This is a genomic window from Collinsella sp. AF25-2LB (assembly GCF_003458415.1).
In the GTDB taxonomy this organism is placed as follows: domain Bacteria; phylum Actinomycetota; class Coriobacteriia; order Coriobacteriales; family Coriobacteriaceae; genus Collinsella.
On sequence record NZ_QRUF01000010.1, the window covers coordinates 1 to 19,405 of the forward strand.

At 60.8% G+C, this 19,405-nt stretch carries 17 protein-coding genes; 11 read left to right on the plus strand and 6 right to left on the minus strand.

The genetic code is table 11. The annotated features are described in order from the left end of the window. The first annotated feature begins 365 nt into the window (after positions 1 to 365). Both tgt and DWY51_RS05890 read left to right on the plus strand, forming a co-directional pair. Positions 366 to 1,505, plus strand: coding sequence for a tRNA guanosine(34) transglycosylase Tgt (gene tgt, locus DWY51_RS05885; protein ID WP_117770180.1), 1,140 nt, complete (start codon positions 366 to 368; stop codon positions 1,503 to 1,505). Positions 1,506 to 1,718: 213 nt separating this feature from the next. Then, positions 1,719 to 2,477: a TIGR00730 family Rossman fold protein gene (locus DWY51_RS05890; protein ID WP_117770181.1), complete on the plus strand. Its 759-nt coding sequence runs from the start codon at positions 1,719 to 1,721 to the stop codon at positions 2,475 to 2,477. A 168-nt stretch (positions 2,478 to 2,645) separates the two neighbouring features. On the opposite strand, the gene DWY51_RS05895 is transcribed toward DWY51_RS05890, so the two are convergent. Beyond that, positions 2,646 to 3,506 (minus strand): DegV family protein, encoded by an 861-nt coding sequence (locus DWY51_RS05895; RefSeq protein WP_117770182.1) that lies wholly within the window; start codon positions 3,504 to 3,506, stop codon positions 2,646 to 2,648. A gap of 123 nt (positions 3,507 to 3,629) precedes the next feature. On the opposite strand from DWY51_RS05895, the gene DWY51_RS05900 reads away from it, so the two are divergent. The 9 genes from DWY51_RS05900 to DWY51_RS05940 all read left to right on the plus strand — a co-directional run bounded on the left by DWY51_RS05900 (position 3,630) and on the right by DWY51_RS05940 (position 13,283). After that, positions 3,630 to 4,325, plus strand: coding sequence for an HAD hydrolase-like protein (locus DWY51_RS05900; RefSeq protein ID WP_233504640.1), 696 nt, complete (start codon positions 3,630 to 3,632; stop codon positions 4,323 to 4,325). A 53-nt stretch (positions 4,326 to 4,378) separates the two neighbouring features. Further along, on the plus strand, positions 4,379 to 5,815 hold the full coding sequence (locus tag DWY51_RS05905; protein WP_117770184.1) for a M20 family metallopeptidase: 1,437 nt from the start codon (positions 4,379 to 4,381) through the stop codon (positions 5,813 to 5,815). A 371-nt stretch (positions 5,816 to 6,186) separates the two neighbouring features. Next, on the plus strand, positions 6,187 to 7,143 hold the full coding sequence (locus DWY51_RS05910; RefSeq protein ID WP_233504641.1) for a phosphate ABC transporter substrate-binding protein: 957 nt from the start codon (positions 6,187 to 6,189) through the stop codon (positions 7,141 to 7,143). 24 nt (positions 7,144 to 7,167) lie between these two features. Next, positions 7,168 to 8,076 (plus strand): phosphate ABC transporter permease subunit PstC, encoded by a 909-nt coding sequence (pstC, locus tag DWY51_RS05915; protein WP_006235426.1) that lies wholly within the window; start codon positions 7,168 to 7,170, stop codon positions 8,074 to 8,076. Further along, on the plus strand, positions 8,069 to 8,995 hold the full coding sequence (pstA, locus tag DWY51_RS05920; RefSeq protein WP_117770186.1) for a phosphate ABC transporter permease PstA: 927 nt from the start codon (positions 8,069 to 8,071) through the stop codon (positions 8,993 to 8,995). Before pstC ends, pstA begins: the two co-directional genes overlap by 8 nt. Further along, complete coding sequence (gene pstB, locus DWY51_RS05925; protein ID WP_199411381.1) at positions 8,992 to 9,864, plus strand: phosphate ABC transporter ATP-binding protein PstB; 873 nt, start codon at positions 8,992 to 8,994, stop codon at positions 9,862 to 9,864. Before pstA ends, pstB begins: the two co-directional genes overlap by 4 nt. Before the next feature lie 205 nt (positions 9,865 to 10,069). Beyond that, the gene (locus DWY51_RS05930) at positions 10,070 to 11,929 is read left to right on the plus strand and encodes an ABC-F family ATP-binding cassette domain-containing protein (protein ID WP_117770187.1); all 1,860 of its coding nucleotides are present in this window, start codon (positions 10,070 to 10,072) and stop codon (positions 11,927 to 11,929) included. A 6-nt stretch (positions 11,930 to 11,935) separates the two neighbouring features. Then, the gene (locus tag DWY51_RS05935) at positions 11,936 to 12,706 is read left to right on the plus strand and encodes a Cof-type HAD-IIB family hydrolase (RefSeq protein ID WP_117770188.1); all 771 of its coding nucleotides are present in this window, start codon (positions 11,936 to 11,938) and stop codon (positions 12,704 to 12,706) included. Between the two features lie 187 nt (positions 12,707 to 12,893). Further along, entirely contained in the window at positions 12,894 to 13,283 is a 390-nt protein-coding gene (locus DWY51_RS05940; protein ID WP_117770189.1) for a metal-dependent transcriptional regulator, read from the plus strand. A gap of 279 nt (positions 13,284 to 13,562) precedes the next feature. On the opposite strand, the gene DWY51_RS05945 is transcribed toward DWY51_RS05940, so the two are convergent. The 5 genes from DWY51_RS05945 to DWY51_RS05965 all read right to left on the minus strand — a co-directional run bounded on the left by DWY51_RS05945 (position 13,563) and on the right by DWY51_RS05965 (position 19,379). Further along, a complete protein-coding gene (locus DWY51_RS05945; protein ID WP_199411382.1) occupies positions 13,563 to 15,515 on the minus strand; it encodes a heavy metal translocating P-type ATPase in 1,953 nt (650 codons plus the stop codon). Between the two features lie 100 nt (positions 15,516 to 15,615). Then, positions 15,616 to 15,834: a cation transporter gene (locus DWY51_RS05950; RefSeq protein ID WP_022095001.1), complete on the minus strand. Its 219-nt coding sequence runs from the start codon at positions 15,832 to 15,834 to the stop codon at positions 15,616 to 15,618. Between the two features lie 62 nt (positions 15,835 to 15,896). Further along, on the minus strand, positions 15,897 to 16,262 hold the full coding sequence (locus DWY51_RS05955) for a helix-turn-helix transcriptional regulator (RefSeq protein ID WP_055285819.1): 366 nt from the start codon (positions 16,260 to 16,262) through the stop codon (positions 15,897 to 15,899). 389 nt (positions 16,263 to 16,651) lie between these two features. Further along, positions 16,652 to 17,758, minus strand: coding sequence for a hypothetical protein (locus tag DWY51_RS05960; protein WP_117770190.1), 1,107 nt, complete (start codon positions 17,756 to 17,758; stop codon positions 16,652 to 16,654). 652 nt (positions 17,759 to 18,410) lie between these two features. After that, positions 18,411 to 19,379: a hypothetical protein gene (locus tag DWY51_RS05965; protein ID WP_006235437.1), complete on the minus strand. Its 969-nt coding sequence runs from the start codon at positions 19,377 to 19,379 to the stop codon at positions 18,411 to 18,413. Between the last annotated feature and the right edge of the window lie 26 nt (positions 19,380 to 19,405).

Genomic DNA, 19,405 nt, shown 5'->3' on the forward strand with positions numbered 1-19,405 from the left:
CCCTAAGAGCAAACCACCCTTTTTAAGGGTGGTTCTGATTTCACGGCACCTTGTCTCAAATGCGACCCGCTCGCTGACGTTGCCAAAATATCGGCGTTGCCGTGGCTGGTAAATAGCTCCACTCATCGGGGACGTACTTAAATGAGTGCCCGCAGAATGAAAGTGGATAATCTCCCGTTTTTGGGCTGTGCTTTGGGCAAAAGTGGGAGATTATCCACGCTCATCCGGTAAGCGTCCAAAAATCCACGCTCATTTGCCGTGTCCCTGCCGTATCCTCCTCGCACCAGTTTCTGTCGAGTCGGTGCTTCTTGCGGGTTGCCCGTATAATGGTTTGCGTATGAACCGCAACCAAGGAGTTCCAGTTTATGGACCAGAACCTTTTTAAATTCGACCTGATTGCCGAGGATCCGACGACGCACGCGCGTGCCGGCGTACTGCACACCCCGCACGGCGACATCGAGACGCCGATTTTTATGCCCGTGGGCACCAAGGCAAACGTCAAGGGCATTCCTACCGAGACTGTCAAGAAGCTCGGCGCCCAGATCGTGCTCGCCAATACCTATCATCTGTCCATGCGTCCCGGCGAGGATACCATCGCCGAGCTGGGCGGCCTGCACAAGTTCATGAACTGGCACGGCCCCATCCTCACCGACTCGGGCGGTTTCCAGGTCTTCAGCCACAACGATGCCGTCAAGCTCACCGATGAGGGCGTGCGCTTTATCGTCAACGATTACGACGGCCGCCACGTGTTTTGGACGCCCGAGGACAACATGGAAATCGCCATGAAGCTCGGCTCCGATATCTGCATGCAGCTCGACCAGTGCCCGGGCTATCCCGCCACGCGCGCCTACGTTGAGCGCGCCGTTGAGCTGTCGAGCATGTGGGCCGAGCGCTGCTATAAGGCGCATACCCGCGATGACCAGGCGCTCTTTGGCATCGTTCAGGGCGGCATGCACCTGGATCTGCGCCTGCGCTCGCTGCGCCATCTGGAGGAGTGCGGCGACTTCCCGGGCTATGGTATCGGTGGCTATTCGGTGGGCGAGGATCACGAGACCATGTTCGAGACCCTGGCGCCGCTCGTGAGCGAGTACATGCCCAAGCATAAGCCGCGCTACCTGATGGGTGTCGGCAACCCGACCACGCTCGTGCGCGGCGTTGGCGTGGGCATCGACATGTTTGACTGCGTGCTGCCGACGCGCACCGGCCGTATGGGCACGGCATTCTCCAGCGAGGGTCGCCTCAACTTCCGCAACGCTCGCTTTGCGCACGACGACGGTCCCATCGATCCCACCTGCACCTGCCCGGTGTGCACGGGCGGTTACAGCCGTGCGCTCATCCGTCACATAGTCACGCAGAAGGAGATGCTCGGCGGCATTCTGCTTTCGATGCACAACATCTACTACCTGCTCAACCTTATGCAGCGGGCCCGCCAGGCCATTATCGAGGGCCGCTACGGCGCGTTCGTGAGCGACTGGATGAACAGCCCTGCGGCGGTGGATTACTAAGAGCAGCACGGGCGCTTGCAGAGCGCGGGCAACGGCAAGGGGCGAGCGCCGGCCGGTCATCACGTTTGCTAACACCGCTTGCGCGACCGATGACCGATAGCTTGCAAGCACTTGATGCATCGTGGGTACCATGCCGAATAGTTGATGTTCGGGCGGGTGTTTGGCGCACAGCGTCGACCCCGCCCGTTTTTCTTTTTCTCGATAGGAGTACCCATGATTAAGAATGAGAACGTCGAGGGCGAGCCTGCCTACGACGAGACGTACCGCCGCGGCCCCGTGGTCATGCGCGGCCCCATGATTCCTAAGGACAACACCTACGCCAACCTGCTGGCGCCCGAGGACTCGACCGACTGGCTGCATGCCGATCCGTGGCGCGTGCTGCGCATTCAGGCAGAGTTTGTCGATGGTTTTGGCGCGCTTGCCGAGCTTGGACCTGCGGTGACCATCTTCGGTAGCGCCCGCACGCCCAAGACCGATCCGCTCTACAAGGCGGCGCGTACCGTCGGGCGCAAGATCGCGCAACGTGGCGTGGCGGTCATCACCGGTGGCGGCCCCGGCATCATGGAAGCGGCCAACAGGGGAGCGGCGAGTGTCAACGGCAAGTCAGTTGGCCTAGGCATTGAATTGCCGCACGAGCAGGGGCTCAATAAATACGTGAACCTCGGCATGGACTTCCGCTACTTCTTTGTGCGCAAAACCATGTTCGTTAAGTACAGCTCGGGCGCCATCGTATTTCCCGGCGGCTTTGGCACGCTCGACGAGATGTTCGAGGTTCTCACGCTGGTGCAGACGCACAAGGTCAAGCGCATGCCGCTCGTGCTGGTGGGCACCGAGTACTGGCAGGGCCTATTCGACTGGCTTAACGGTCCGGTGATGGACGCCGGTATGATCAGCCCGCTCGATCCGGAGCTGGTGCACATCACCGACGACCTCAACGAGGCCGTCGACATCGCCCTGAGCGGGCTGATGTAGAGTAGCTAAAATGGGACGGGGCTAAAAAGACTGGTCTGAAACGTTTGATATCAGTCTTTTTTGCCCCGTCCCAAATGAACTGCTTCTAAGTTGCGGTGGAATAGGGATTGATTTGCGGCTGATAAGCCAAAAACAGTCCCTATTTCACCGCAACTGATGTGGGCGTCCCTAGTGAGTTGGCTGGTAGCGGGGGCAGTAGCTGATGGCGATGGCATCGACGCCTACGTGGGTGGCGATGGTGCAGCCGATGGGGCCGGTGCCGGCGTCTACGTAGTCCTGGCCCGCGAGCGCCTCGTTGACAAGTTCCTGCTCCTCGGCGGCGCCGGTCGTGAGCACGCGCACGCTTGAGCCCGGGTGCTCGTCCAAAAACGCGAGGCAATCTGCCATGGTGTTGGCGACGATGCGCTTGGCGCCGCGGCCCTTTTTGCTCGCCTTGATCTCGCCCGACTGCCACTCCGGCGAAACGGCCAGGCGAATGTTGAGCATATGCGTGAGCTGGCCGGCGAGCTTGGGCGCGCGGCCGTTCTTAACGAGGTTCTCGAGCGTGCGGGGAATCAGCAGCAGGTGGGCGTCGGGCAGCGTCGCGCGGATCTGCGCCTCGGTTTCGTCCAGGCTGCGGCCATCTTCGCGCATGGCCCGCGCATACTCCACCAGCAGGCCCTCGGCGCCCGAGCCAGTGCGCGAATCGATGCAGCGCACGTCGAGCTCGTGCGTTTCGGCCGTCAGGCTGGCGTTGGCATAGCAGGCAGACCACTCGCTGCATAGCGAGATAAAGATGGCACTATCGTGGCCGTCGGCGCGCACGCGGTCAAAGAGTGCCTTGAACTCGCCGGCGCTCGGCTGCGAGGTGTGCGGCAACTGCTCGGAACCAGCCATGCGGGCGACGTATTCCTCGGCGGTAATCTGCACCTGGTCGAGCAGGTCCTCGCCCTCGATAATCACATGCAGTGGAATCACGTAAATGCCGAGCTCTTGAGCACGGGCGGGGGAGATGTCCGACGTGGAGTCGGTTATGATGGCAAAAGACATAATTGCACCTTTCGTTGGGGCGCTTTCGCGCCGCCTTCTGAGAGCAAAGTGCGACAAGTATAGTGGAGTTGCTCTACATTGCTAGGTTCAATTGTTGAATAGTCAACAGTTTGAAGTGTCGGTGTGGAAATCATCAACTGGGGAAGAGGGATGCCGATGGCGGCATTACAGCTATGCGAGCGGCCGATTGTGTTGTTCGATTTTGACGGCACGGTGGCAGATACGGGTCGGGCGGTGATGACCTCGACGCGCAAGACGCTGGCTGCGCGCGGGTTTTCGGAGGCACAGATGGGCGATTTGCGCCGTATGATCGGGCCGCCCCTGTGGAAAAGCTTTCACGACTTTTATGGCTTCTCGCGCGAGGAGTCGCTGGTGGTGGCCGACGAGTACCGCGCCTTTTTTGATGAGCTGGGACCGGAAGAGTATCCCGTGTTCGACGGGATCCCCGAGTTGCTGGATGGGTTGGCCGCTCAGGGCAAGCGCATGGCCGTGGCGACGTCTCGCATGGAGGTGAAGTGCGTCGACATGGTACGTGAACTCGGGCTTTCTCAGTTTGAGGCGGTGGTTGGCATGAATCCGCCGCAGGGTCGCGAAATCAAGGCCGATTCGGTCCGCGACGCCCTGGCGGCGCTTGGCGCGATTGCCGATGAGGCCGTGATGATTGGCGACCGCTTTAACGATGTGGAGGGCGCGCACGCGATGGGCGTGCCGTGTATCGGCATCTATTCGGGCGCGGCGGCGCCGGGGGAGCACGAGGCCGCGGGCGCCGATGCGGTGGTGCACTCGGTGGCCGAGCTTGCTAAACTTTTCGCTATATAAGTATTTGATGTGAGGGGCGGCACACTTGCCCCTTACTGGTAAGGAGGTCGTCCATGAATCAGGTGGAGCAGAGCGTTACCGAGTACGTCGACGAGGTCTGGGAAGATGCCGTCGCCGATATCGAGCGGCTGGTGAGCTATCCGTCCGTGGCGGTTTCTGCCAATGCGGAACCCGATGCGCCGTTTGGCCGTCCGGTCCGTGATGCGCTCGATTGCGCGCTCGGCATCGCGCAAAAGCTCGGCTACCAGACGAGCGACGACGGGGGCTATGTGGGCATCGCCGACATTCCCGGCCGCGGTGACAAGCAGCTCGCGACCATTTGCCATGTGGACGTGGTGCCTGCCGGTCCTGGTTGGAACACTGACCCGTTTGCGATGGAGCGCCGCGAGGGCTGGCTGCTCGGCCGTGGCGTGATCGACGACAAGGGCCCGGCGGTGCTGTCGCTCTACGCCGGCGCTTATCTGCTCAAGCACGGCATTGTGCCGCGCTATACCTTCCGCGCGCTGCTGGGCTGCGATGAGGAAGTGGGCATGTCCGACGTTCATCACTATCTGGAGAACTACGCAGACCCCGACTTTCTATTTACGCCCGATGCCGAGTTCCCGGTCTGCAATGCCGAGAAGGGCCAGTTTGGGGCGACGTTTGTGAGCTCCAAGATCGACGGCGGCCGCATTGTGTTTTGGAGCGGCGCCGAGGCGAGCAACGCCATTCCGTCGCAGTCTATCTGCGAGCTCGCGATTGCCGCTGATGAGCTGCCGGCGCCGGTCGAGAACGCCGACCGCCTGGAGATTACGGCACTCGATAACGGGCATGCGCAGATTTTCGCCCACGGCATTGGCGGTCATGCCTCGATGCCCGAGGGAACGATCAATGCCGTCGGCCTGATCGTGGCGTATCTGCGCGAGGCCGAGGATGCGTTTGGTGCCCGCGGCGAGCGCCTGCTGACGCCTGCCGAGCACGAGTTTGTCAAGTTTTTGGCCTTTGTGCATGCGGACGCCTATGGCCGCGGCCTGGGTATCGACGCGACGAGTCCGGCGTTTGGCCCGCTCACCTGCAACCCCGGCGTCATCCGTGTGGTGGATGGCCATATCGAGCAGGTCATCGACGTGCGCTTCCCCGACAGCACGAGCGCCGATACCATCCGCGAGCAGCTCGAGCCGCTCGTGGGTCGCTTTGACGTGACGTATCGCTTGGGTCATGCAAAGGTGCCGTTCTCGGTGTCTGCCGATGATCCGGCCGTGAAGGCGCTTATCGATACCTATAACGAGTTTACGGGCAAGCATGCCGAGCCTTTTGCCATGGGCGGCGGCACGTACGCGCGCAACTTTGCCCGCGCCGTCTCGTTTGGCCCCGAGGAGACCGGTCTGGAGCTGCCCGCGTGGGGCGGCCAGATGCACGGCCCCAACGAGTGCGCCAACGAGGAGCAGCTCAAGCAGGCGCTCAAGATTTATATTGTGGCAATCCTGCGCTTGAATGAGCTGGAGCTGTAGGGCTTCCCCAGGCACCCGACCTTGCCCCTCAAACCGTCGCTTGCGTACCAAAGTACGCGGCGCTCCTCTTTCGGGGCAATCTCGGGCACCTGGAAAACCCCTATATCCTGCTTGGATACAAACTTGAATTACGAGCCCGGTGCTTTTGCCCGGGCTTTTTCTGTTGCGGTGGGATAGTCGTTGGCGACACTCCTCCGGTGTAAAAGGCGGGCCATGCTTGGCGGCGGGTTTGTTATTCGTTTGTAAAGCCGAGTCGCGCTTGCGGTAAGGGTCTATCAAATGACCGTAAGAAACCGCAGCTGGCGCGGGCGCTGCCCGATCGAGGTCGTATCTTTCCAAACAGCAAAGCGGGCAGGGTGCCCGCGAGTCGCATGTACGAAAGGAAGATCATGCTCGATCAGGCTTATTCTCGTCGTCAGTTCCTCGGCCTCGCTGGTGGTTTTGCCAGCATCGTCGGTCTCGGTCTCGTTGGCTGCGGCGGCTCCGGCGCATCCGACGCCGCCGACAAGGGTAGCGCCGCTGCTGCCGAGTCCGTCTCCGGCGAGGTGACCTACGACGGTGCCTCTTCGTTCCAGGCTCTCGTCGAGGCCGCTGCCGAGAAGTTCATGGATGCCAACCCGGACGTCTCCGTCTCCGGCTCGGGTAACGGTTCGGGCAAGGGCCTGACCGCTGTTGCCGCCGGCACCGTCACCATCGGCAACTCCGACGTCTTCGCCGAGACCAAGCTCGAGGCCGACCAGGTCAAGAACCTCGTCGACCACGAGGTCGCCGTCGTGGGCATGGGTCCCGTCGTCTCCAAGAACGTGACGGTCGACGACCTGTCCCTCGAGCAGCTCAAGGGCATCTTCTCTGGCCAGATCACCAACTGGAAGGAGGTCGGCGGCGACGACGCCACCATCGTCGTCCTCAACCGCAAGGCCGGCTCCGGCACCCGCGCCACCTTCGAGGCCGCCGTCTTTGGCGACGAGGCCGTCGACTTTAAGGGCGACGCCGAGCTCGACAAGTCCGGCGACGTCCAGACTCAGATGGGCAGCACCGATAACGCCATCTCCTACCTCGACTTCTCGCACTTCGATGACTCCAAGTTCAACGCCATCAAGGTCGAGGGCGTCGAGCCCAAGAGCAAGAATGTCACTGATGACTCCTTCAAGATCTGGGCTACCGAGCACATGTACTGCTCCAAGGACGCCGACGAGGCCACCAAGGCCTTCCTGGAGTTCATGCTTTCCGACGACGTCCAGGGCAAGCTCGTCGAGGAGCAGGGCTTCATCCCCGTCTCTGCCATGAAGGTCGTCAAGGACGCCAGCGGCAAGGTCTCTGCTAAATAAGTAATCGCCCCGGAAAGGTTTGCAATGGCAAAACAGCTGCCAAAGCGCGACCTTGAGAACGTGGGCCTGGGCGTCACGGGCGCGTGCGTAGCGCTCGTGACGCTTGTCGTTGCCGCGCTCATCTTTATGGTCGCCCAAAAGGGCCTCTCGGCTTTTGTCAAGGACGGCGTCTCGGTCGTCGAGTTTTTCACCGGCACCAAGTGGGACCTGGCCAACACAGCCGAAAACGGCCTGCCCTATACCGGCGCCCTGCCCCTGATCGTCACCTCGTTTGCGGTCATGGTGCTCTCCACGCTTATCGCGCTGCCCATCGCCATCGGCTCTGCCATCTTTGCGGTCGAGATTAGCCCTAAGTTTGGCTCTAAGATCTTTCAGCCGCTCATTGAGCTTTTGACCGGCATCCCCTCGGTCGTCTTTGGCCTGATCGGTTTTCACGTGGTCGTCGGTCTTATGAAGAGCGTTTTCCATGTGAGCACGGGCCTGGGCATCTTGCCCGGCGCCATCGTGCTGGCGGTCATGATTCTGCCGACGATGACCACGCTTTCGGTCGATGGCCTGCGCGCCGTGCCCGACGGCTACCGCCAGGGCTCGCTCGCGCTGGGCTACACCCGCTGGCAGACCATCTGGCACGTGGTGCTCAAGTCCGCCATGCCGTCGCTCATGACCGCGGTTATCTTGGGCATGACCCGCGCCTTTGGCGAGACGCTCGCCGTGCGCATGGTCATCGGCGGCATCGAGGCCATGCCGACGTCGCTGCTGTCGCCGGCTTCGACCATCACCACCACGCTCACCACGTCCATGGCAGTCTATGCCGAGGGCTCGGCCCAAGACGATGTTCTGTGGGCGCTCGGCCTGCTGCTGATGGGCATGAGTCTCATCTTCATCCTGATCATCCACCTTATCGGCCGCAAGGGGGCGAAGGCTCGTGGCTAGCACGCGTATCCACATCGACGAGGCGAGGCTCGGGCGTGTCCAAAAGCAGGACCGCTTCGCCACGGGCGTGTTGACGGCGATCGTCGCCATCGTCATGCTCATCGTCGTCTCCATGGTGGCCTATATCCTGTTCGAGGGCATCTCGACGCTGTTCCAGCCGGGCTTTCTCACGGAGCCGTCGCGCGCCAACGGAACGCAGGGCGGCGTGCTCTACCAGCTGTTCGACTCGTTCTACCTGCTGCTGATCACCCTGATCATCTCGGTGCCCATCAGCCTGGGCGGAGCGGTCTTTTTGGTTGAGTACGCGCCGGACGGACCCATCCGCGACATCGCCTCCACCGCCATCGAGACGTTGTCCTCGCTGCCTTCCATCGTCGTCGGCATGTTCGGTTTTCTGGTGTTCTCGGTGCAGCTGGGCTGGAAGTACTCCATCATCTCCGGCGCTGTCGCGCTCACCATGTTCAATATCCCCATCCTGGTGCGCGTGATCCAGCAGGCGCTCGAGGACGTGCCACAGGCCCAGCGCGATGCATGCCTGGCCATGGGCCTTACCCGCTGGGAGGCCACGCTGCACATCCTGATTCCCGAGGCCATGCCCGCCATCGTGACCGGCATCGTGCTTTCGGCCGGCCGTGTGTTTGGCGAGGCCGCAGCACTGCTCTTTACCTCGGGTATGAGCTCGCCGGTTCGCCTGAACTTCTTGAGCTTTAACCTGTCGAGCCCCACCTGTGCCTGGAACGTGTTCCGCCCTGGCGAGTCGCTCGCCGTGCATATCTACAAGATCTATGGCGAGGGCAGCCCCGAGGCCCAGCAGATCGTCTGGGGCACCGCGGCGCTGCTGATGATTTGCGTGCTGCTGTTTAACGTAGTCGCCCGTATCGTGGGCAAGCAACTGGCAAGGAGGATGACGGCCGAATGAGCGAGATGGGTGTAACGCCCGCAACCGAAGCGGCATCGTCCGAGACCCAGGACTTTTTGTCGAGCGTGGGGGAGAGCGAGAAGCGCGTGCGCGTGAGCGGCAAGGCCGTGAGCGACGAGGTCGTGCTCTCCACTAAGGACGTCAACGTGTACTATGGCGACCACCATGCCCTGCACAATACGTCGCTCGAGTTTCACAAGGGCGAGATCACGGCACTCATCGGGCCTTCGGGCTGCGGTAAGTCGACCTTTTTGCGCAGCCTCAACCTTATGAACCGCGAGATTCGCGGCTGCCGCGTGGAGGGCGAGATTAACTACCGCGGACGCAATGTGAACACCAGGACCGAGAACACGTACGAGCTGCGTCGCTCCATTGGCATGGTGTTCCAGCAGCCCAACCCTTTCCGCAAGTCCATTCGCGACAACATCACGTTTGCGCCCAAGCGTCACGGCATTACCGACCGTGACGAGCTTGATCGTATGGTCGAGGAGAGCCTGCGCGGTGCAGCGCTGTGGGACGAGGTCAAGGACAAGCTCGACAAGAGCGCCTACGCGCTTTCGGGCGGTCAGCAGCAGCGCCTGTGCATCGCGCGCACGCTGGCGCTCAACCCCGATGTGATCCTGTTTGACGAACCCTGCTCGGCGCTCGACCCCATCTCGACGTTGGCGATCGAGGACCTCATGTCGTCGATTGTGGCCGACCGCGCCATCGTCATCGTGACGCACAACATGGAGCAGGCGTCGCGTGTGTCCAACCGCACGGCGTTCTTCTACATGGGCGATATGGTCGAGTACGACGAGACCGACGAGATTTTCCAACGGCCCAAGGATAAGCGGCTGAATGATTACCTCACCGGCATGTTCTCCTAGTCCGGGACATGCTTGAGGCCCGCGGCGGCCACGGTTGTCACGGGACTGATTGGAGAGACGGGTCATCTCTTTTGGGAGATGGCCCGCCTTTTTGCTCTGCGACCGAAACGACCGCCACAAAGGGGACAGGCGCCTTCGTGGTGGTTTGGGGTGGGGCTCGCTGCTATCATGGACAACGTTGAATTTCTACGAAGGAGCAGGGCATATGGCGATTCTTTTGGGATGCGATTCCGTCAGCCTAGAGTTTCCCACCAAGCATATTTTCGATAGCGTGACGCTCGGCGTGGGCGAGGGCGACCGCATTGGTATTGTCGGCAAAAACGGCGACGGCAAGTCGACGCTGCTGAGCGTGCTCGCCGGCACGCTGGAGCCCGATGACGGGCGCGTGACGCACCGTCGCGGCACCACGATCGGTCTGCTCGGCCAAAAGGACAACCTGGTCGATACCGACACCGTGCATCATGCCGTCGTGGGCGACACGCCCGAGTATGAGTGGGCGTCGAGTCCGCGTACGCGCCAGATTCTGGCTGGCCTTATTAGCGATGTGCCCTGGGAGGGCACGGTGGGCGAGCTTTCGGGCGGCCAGCGCCGTCGCGTGGACCTCGCGCGCCTGCTGATCGACGACTATGACGTGCTCATGCTCGACGAGCCCACCAATCACCTGGACATGCGCACTATCAACTGGCTCGCGCGTCACTTAAAGGCCCGCTGGCAGCGCGGCCAGGGCGCGATGCTCGTGGTCACGCACGACCGCTGGTTCTTGGACGAGGTCTGCACCAGTATGTGGGAGGTCCACGACGGCCAGGTCGATCCCTTCGAGGGCGGCTACTCCGCATATATCCTGCAGCGCGTGGAGCGCGACCGCATGGCCGCGGTTACCGAGGAGCGTCGTCGCAACATGGCGCGCAAGGAGCTCGCGTGGCTGAGCCGCGGTGCCCAGGCGCGCTCCACCAAGCCCAAGTTTCGCGTGGATGCCGCCCGCGAGCTCATCGCCGACGTGCCGCCCGTGCGTGACGAGCTGGAGCTCAAGCGCCTAGCCGTGAGCCGCCTGGGCAAGCAGGTTATCGATGTGGTCGACGTGGACGCTGGCTATGCGGATACCGATGGCGCGCCCAAGCAGGTGCTCTCTGACGTGACCTGGCTCATTGGTGCGGGCGACCGCTATGGTCTGTTGGGTGAGAATGGCGCTGGCAAGTCGACGCTGCTCGATGTGATCCAGGGTAAAATTGCGCCCACGCGCGGCCGCGTGAAGATTGGCCAGACGGTACGCTTTGGCGTGCTGTCGCAGCAGCTCGAGGAGCTCGAGCCCTATATGGGCGACACGATCCGCGAGGTGCTCAGCAACTATAAGAAGTACTACGTCATCGACGGCAAGGAGACTTCGCCCGTGAAGCTCTGCGAGCGTCTGGGCTTTACGACGCAGCAGCTCTGGAGCCGCATCGGCGATCTTTCGGGCGGTCAGCGCCGTCGCCTGTCGCTGCTGCTGACGATCCTGGACGAGCCCAACGTGCTCATCCTGGACGAGCCGGGCAACGATCTGGATACCGACATGCTCGCGATTGTCGAGGATCTGCTCGACGGTTGGCCCGGCACGCTGATCCTGGTGACGCACGACCGCTTCTTGATGGAGCGCGTGACCGACCAGCAGTGGGCGCTGCTCGACGGCCACCTGACGCATATGCCCGGCGGCGTGGACCAGTATCTGCGCCTGTGCAACGCCACCGCCGAGGGCGAGCCCGTGGGTGCGCCGAGCGCCAAGACCGGCACGTTCGACACCGGTGCCGCGGCAGCTGTGGCCGAAAAGCCCAAGTCGAGCGGTCAGCCCAACGGCCTGTCCAACGCCGAGCGCCAGAAGCTCCGCCGCGAGGTGAGTTCGCTCGAGCGCAAGATGGAGACGCAGCGCGCCCGCGTTGAGGAGGCCGAGGCAGCAATGGCCCAAGTCGATCCCACCAACTACACGGCGCTCGGCGAGCAGCAGGCAAAGATCGACGAGGCTCACGCCGCCATGGACGAGCTGGAGATGGCGTGGCTCGAGGCGAGCGAAAAGCTCGAGGGCGAGGAGTAGACGAGGATGATCAAAGCCGCGTTTTTCGATATCGACGGCACGCTGCTGAGCTTTAAGACCCACCGGATTCCGGCGTCGGCGCAGCAGGTGCTCGACAGCTTTCACGAGCAGGGGATCGCATGCGTGATCGCCACGGGTCGCCCGACCTACCAGATGCCGGACTGGCTGTTCGACCTGGGCTGGGATGCGTACATTACGCTCTCGGGTCAGCACTGTTTTGATGCCGAGGGGGTTTACCGCAGCTGTCCGATCGATCCGGACGACGTTGCGGTGATTGTGGACCAGGTGGCGCAGGGGCGCTACGACTCGCTGTGCATGCAGGGCGAGAACTCGTTTGTGAACCGCCTGTCCGAGCGCGTGGTGACGGCTGGCAGCAACGCGGGAATCGTCTACCACGAGGAGCCGTTTGAGCACGCCTTTGACGCACCGGTCTACCAGTTTTGCGCCTTTGTGGACCCGGCCGACGAACATATCGTGACCGACGCCGTGTCGCATTCGCTCACCACGCGCTGGTGCGACCTGTTCTGCGACATTATTCCCGCTAACGGCGGCAAGGACCTGGGCGTGGCGGCGACGCTCGAGCGCCTGGGCATCGACGCGAGTGAAGCGATTGCCTTTGGCGACGGCGAGAACGACCTGTCGATGTTCTCGGCCGTGGGCACAAGTGTGGCCATGGGCAACGCGCAGGATACCGTGAAGGCCGCGGCGACCTACGTAACGACCGCCGTGGACGATGACGGCATCTACAACGCCGCGAAGCACTTTGGATTGATGTAACTGTGGATCGGCACCCGGCGCCTGGGGACACTCCTTGCGGGGCGTCCCCATTTTGTTTTCGTCCCGCACGTTTTGTGAAACACGGCTAACTTTTAGGCAAAGTAGTAAGACATGGGCAACTTTTGCGGTAAAGTAAGCTGTGAAAAGTATCCAAAGGCTAACTAGCAATCATCGCGAAAGGCGGCCCATGGCCCTACGTGAATCCGGAGAAGACTATCTCGAATCGATCTACGTTCTGTCGGAACGTCAGGGCATCGTGCGCTCGATCGACGTTGCGGAGTACCTCGGCGTAACCAAGGCGAGCGTTTCCAAGGCCATGGCGACGCTGGAAAGCAACGGCTATGTCGAAATGGGCAAACGAGATGTTCATCTGACAGAGCGCGGTCTGGAGGTCGCGCGCCAAATGTGGGAGCGCCACTGCTTTTTCGTGGGGCTTTTGGAGGATGCAGGCGTATCGGCCGAGGTGGCGTCGCAAGAGGGCTGCCACATGGAGCACTGCCTGAGCGAGGAAAGCTTCGAGAAACTGAGTGCGATGCTGAACCGGGGCGAGGCGACGGGCCAAGCGGCGGAATCCTAACGAACCCCCAGTAGCGCGGAGTTCGCGCAAAGCGCGAACCAGCGACCGGGACCAGCGGCCCTTTCGGCCAAGTCCATTTCAGCAAAGGAACCCTGCCAGCAAGCGATGCCCAAGAACTGCCAGCTACGTCACCGCAGGCCGGGGCCGGGCTTGGTTTTGAAAACACTCCGCAGCGCGAGGCCCGTCTTTCCGTTGCTCCGCAGGAGCAGGAAAGGCGGGCCTCATGCGCGAGGACGTTTTCAAAACCAAGCCCGGCCCCGGCCGGAGGGACCACGAGTGCTACAGGTTCTTGACACCCATCGCGCGCATGGCGTTCAGGATGGCGATGATCGCCACGCCTACGTCGCCGAACACGGCAAGCCACATGTTGGCGATGCCGAGCGCTGCCAGCACCAAAATCAGCAGCTTAATGCCCAGCGCAAAGATGATGTTCTGCCAAACAATCGACATGGTCTTGCGCGCCACGCGGATCGCGCGGGAGATGTTGGACGGTTTGTCGTCCATGAGCACCACGTCGGCGGCCTCAATCGCGGCGTCGGAACCCATAGCGCCCATGGCAATGCCAACGTCTGCGCGGGTGAGCACGGGCGCATCGTTGATGCCGTCGCCGACAAAGGCGAGCTTGCCCTTGCCCGATTCGGCTGCCAGCAATGCCTCGACGCGCTCGACCTTGTCGCCCGGCAGCAGCTGCGCGTGGAACTCGTCGAGCCCCAGCTGCTTGGCCACCGCAGCAGCCACTTCCTCGCGGTCGCCCGTGAGCATGACGGTGCGCTTGACGCCGGCGGCGTGCAGGTCGCGAATCGTTTGCTCAGCATCGGCCTTGACGGTGTCTGCAATCACGATGTGGCCGGCGTACACGCCGTCAACGAGCACATGCAGAATCGTTCCGACGACCTCGCAATCGGGCGCTTCGACTCCGGCCGCGGCGAGCATCTTTGCGTTGCCAACGACGACGTGCTTGCCGTCGATGGTTGCCGTCACGCCATGGCCCGCGTCGTTGGTGGAGTCGCTTACGCGCTTGGGGTCGACCTCGCCCTGGTAGGCGACACGTACGGACTGCGCGATGGGGTGATCGGAGAACGACTCAGCAAGGGCTGCGACTTCGAGCAACGACTGCTCGGTATAGCCGGCCTCGGGGTGTACCGCGACCACCGAGAACGTGCCGTTGGTGAGGGTGCCCGTCTTGTCAAAGACGACGGTGTCCACGTCGGCGAGCGTCTCGAGGTAGTTAGAACCCTTGATGAGAACGCCCAGCTTGGATGCGCCGCCGATGCCGCCAAAGAAACTAAGCGGCACGCTGATCACCAACGCGCACGGGCAGCTGACGACCAAGAAGGTCAGGCCGCGCAGAATCCAGTCGGACCAGGCACCGGTGACCAGGCCACCGCCGAGCGCGAGCACCGCGGCAGCGCCGGTGACGGCGGGCGTGTAGATGCGGGCAAAGCGCGTGATGAAGTTCTCGGTGCGTGCCTTCTTTTCGCTGGCATTCTCCACGAGCTCCAGGACGCGTGCGACGGTGGACTCGCCAAAGGGCTTGGTGGTGCGCACGTGGATGAGCCCCGTCATGTTGATGCAGCCGCTGATGATATCGTCTCCGGTTTTGGCCGGGCGGGGGACCGACTCACCGGTAAGGGCGGCGGTGTCGAGCTGGGTTTCGCCCTCGACGATGACGCCGTCGATAGGCACGCGCTCGCCGGGCTTGACCACGATCACGGTGCCGACCGCGATGTCATCGGGGAAGACCTGTTCGAGTGAGCCGTCGGGTTGCTCGACGTTAGCGTAGTCGGGCGCGATGTCCATCATGGCGCTGATCGACTTGCGGCTCTTGCCCACGGCGTATGCCTGGAACAGCTCGCCGACCTGGTAGAACAGCATGACGGCGGCGCCTTCGGCCATGTGCGGGTCTGTGTCGGGGAAGAGCACCATGGCAAATGCGCCGATGGTTGCGACGGCCATGAGGAAGCTCTCGTCGAAGGCCTTGCCGCGGCGGATGTTATTGAATGCCTTTTGCAGTACGTCGTAGCCGGCAATCAAAAACGGCACGAGGAACAGCACAAAGCTGGCGTAGATGTCGCCCGGGGTGCCGAATGCGGCGGTAAGGGTGCTGAACTCATCGAGGGCGTACACCACGGCAAAAATGCCCAGCGCTACCAGGATGCGGTTGCGCTTATGCTCGAGTGATTCTTTTTTCTTGCGCTTCTTCTTTTTCTTTTTGGGGTCGGCGGTGGCCATGACTCGTATCCTCCCATTTGAATGTATGAACATTCGCTCATATAATTTCGCGAGCAAAGGCCGCAGCAAGCGCGGCCTTGCAGGTTGGCGTAAACCTGGGCTAGAGAATAATCTCGCAGTCCGGCTCGGCGTCGGCCGTAAACTCAACAACGCGGTTGAGCACCTCGTCGAACTCAGCATCATCGGCCTCGAGCGTCAGCTTCTGGGTCATAAAGTTGACGGACACGGATTTGACGCCCTCGAGCTTGGCCAGCTCGTCCTGAAGCTCGCGCGCACAGTTGGCGCAATCGATCTCATCGAGCTTGTACTGCTTTTTCATGGTGGGTTCCTTTCCCGTTTTTGCGGCTTGGGTGCAGGCCGCGCTGGTACCGTGGTTGGCTGCTATTCGCAGATGTGGCTCATGCCCTGGTTGAGCATGGTGTAGACGTGGTCGTCGGCGAGCGAGTATAGGATATTGCGCCCGTCGCGCCGGAATTTAACCAGGTGCGACTGCTTGAGTGTGCGCAGCTGGTGCGACACCGCGGACTGCGAGGTTTCGGTCGCTTCGGCGATGTCTGCCACGCAGAGCTCGCGGCCCATGAGGGCGTAAAGGATCTTGATGCGCGTGGTGTCGCTGAAGACCTTGAACAGGTCGGCGAGGTCGTAGAGAAGCTCCTCGTCGGGAAGGTCCTCGGGCGAGCAGGTGGTGGGGATCGCGGGTTCGGTGGCCTCGATGTCGGGTTTCGTTTCATCAACGCGGATGCTCATTGCAATATCCTTTCATATGAACATGCGCTCATATAACTTGCTTTCGATTATATGAGTGTATGTTCATATGTCAATACAATTTGCGTTAATTTCGATGACTGCTTGCCGCCTCTGCGATTTTCTGTGGGTTGGGAGACATCGACGCAATGCTCGCCAACATATTTCGAGATGTTCGGCTAGCATGCTAAGAAAGCCACCTTGAGAAGCATTAGAACTGTTCATATTTGTACTTTATCGTGTCAAATACCGCGAGAATCAGTTCTTCCTCTACGGGAGTTCCTGCAGAATCAGTTTTATCTAAAGTTATATTGAGCATTGCTGCAGCCAATCTGGCACATCGGTGGCCGAATAAGTCGAAAAATGTAGGTGGACATCCGCAGAGATCGCCTTTAGAAGAGCGAATTCTCAATTAGATCAATAATCGTGTCGTCTTCCGTGCGGTTTTCATCGATTTTTGCGAACATGTCGCATTCCCAAGCCCCATTGATTTCCTCAGCAAGGGCCCCGACGTGTTGCATGTCGTCGGGTTCGGGCACATCGTTGATGCTCGGGTCATCAGCTTGCGGATATTGGCTTGCAATTTCGCGCTTGGCGGCCTCTTCTTCTTTGAGTGTCTCCAGGACGCGGCGACCGTATTCGAAGTAGCGCCGCAAGACAAATTGACGAAGAGTTTCTTGCAGGATGGCGAAGTTATCCGGGAGTCGACCGGGCCATATCTTCTCGCGAATGCGAATCGCTTCCATGACCCGTTTAAAAGCGGACTGTTTGAAAAACGAATGACGATTAACTGTGATAACGGCATATCCCATGTTTCGCAGCGTGTTTCGGCGCTCCTCGTCAATTGATTGCTGCTCGGGTTCGTCGTGGTAAAAGCCGTTGTATTCGATATCGGTCATCGAATTTTCGAGCAGCGCGTCGAGGTAGAAAACCGTCCGTCGCGTTAGGGCGGCGTATCTTTTGGGGACTGGGATTGGATAATCCGTTTTGATAGCGCGTATGGCTAAGCCACCCATTGACTTGGGCATTGTCAGCATCATGACAAACGCCGTTTCGAGTGGGGAGCGACAGCCTTCGTGTACATAAGAAAGTGCCTTAAGTGCTTTATTAGATCCACGATACCCCGGTGCCTCTGAAAAGAAGGCTCTGAGCTCTTCAACGCTGGTTAGGGCTGGGCGCTCGCGATATTGAGTTTCGTCGGACGTTCCAAGCGCGTAGGAGCCGCAGATTTCAAAGTAATACTCAACGAGCTCCGAAAGGTTGAGGTCGGCTGTTGCTTCTAACGCGCACAGCTTGATATCGACGATGTAGACGTTCGGCTCGAGTTCTAGGTAGCTTTCTGCATCAAACGTATAGTGCGTGCAGTGGCAGATGCAGCCCTTGCGGTGCCTTTTGGCATTATTGGAAAACGTCAGCACATGGATACGTTCAGAATCGACATTCTTTCTGTTGAGCCATGCTCGTGCCGCTTCCAGGTCGGACGTGGTCGGCGCAGACACCCTGATCTTTTCCATAGGTATGGGACCGGTCGCGTAGCTTGCGAGCGAGTTGGCTGTTTGGTATACAGCGCGTGCCGTGGTATGTGACAGAATGATTCCCATACGCGCATGATGGCATAGCGGACGCCGCATACGCCCGAAACTTCGGGCAACGGTATTGGGGCGCGGCTTATCTTCTGCGAACGGTGGGTTTTTGAGCTGTCGTATTGAGGGAGCAGCTTTGGCTGGGGAGGTTTCTGCCGGCTGCCCCTTTTTGATGAACTTTAGTTGCGGATTCGTAGCTTCTAAGCGTTTTTGCCGACCGCTCAGATGCCTCACCAACATAATTTGAGTTATTCGGCCTTATCCTATACAAATAGGTGCGATCGCAACGTCCTATTCGAATTGATTCAGGTAGATTTATGGGGCTTGGTTGCGAAATTAAGGCGATTTTAGCTTCGATTGCGGTTCAAGGGGCCTTGACTAGTGGTTCAGCTGGCCGAACAACTCGAAAAATGTAGGTGGGCCAACCTGCCGACTATGTGAAGCACGCGTATTTGCTCGTTTTGATGAAAACTAGGGTGCAGCATAAGGCTGCGCCCTAGTTTACTGCGTGTCGGTGTGCCCAGACGGATTGCGCTGTGCCTGGCAGGCGCTCCCGCAGATGGATCGGTTATTTCGCGAATAGGTTCTTGAGGTTGAACTCGGCCTGAACCGTGCGGAGCATGAGGTCGGTGTCGTCGAGGCCCAGGTGCTGCTCGTTGGCGTCGGCGGCGAGGGTGCCACGGCGGCGCGCCCAGTTCTCGAGCGCGGCGGGCGCGGACTCGCGGGGGAGCGAGCGGACGTCGGCATCCAGGCTGCGGCAGATCTGGCGCGAGTCGATGACGATGATCTTGCCGGCGCGGCGTGCCTCGGCGTAACCGTCCAGGTGGATCTTGAACCAACTGTCTTCGAACGCGGCGTTATGCGCCATGTACGGGTACTTCTTCATAAGTTTGAGCAGCTGCTTCTGCAGTTCCTTGTTCTCGCGGAATGGTTTTTTGCCGTCGATGTCGTCCCAGGTAATGTGATGGATGTTCGATAGCGGCACATCCTCGCCGCGGTAGATGTCGGGCAGGCCGCAGTAGTGTGCCTCGGCGTCATGCGGGACGGCGTCGCTGGTGAGCTCCATGATCTCCCAGCCCACGTTGATGATATAGCCGCGCTCGGGTGCACGGCCGGTGGTCTCGATGTCGATACCGAGCACGGTGCCCTGGATGGGCTTGCGGGCGTAGGCCACGCCGAGCGCGTCGCGGTCGCCGCGGATTTCGCGCATAACGGACGCGGCGGTGCGCTTTTGCATCTTGCCGATGGCGGCGCAGGTGTCGGCATCGGACAGGCCGCGCGAAAGCGTCGCGGGCGTCACGTTGCGCAGGCGTGCCTCGCCAATCTGGTCGCACAGGTCGCGGTTGCGGTCAGCCAGGTCGCGCACGGTGGCAAAGTCGAAGCTGGGGTCGCCCTCGGCGGTAAAGTACTCGGTTTCGAGCACCTTAAGGGCCTCTTCGCCCTTCTGGCGCTCGGACTCCATGGCGCCGTGATCGCCATAGATAAACATGGGAATAAACGGCTGGCGCTCGTATTCGAGTGCTTGTGAAACGTTCATATAACTGCTCCTTGGACGGGCCGCAC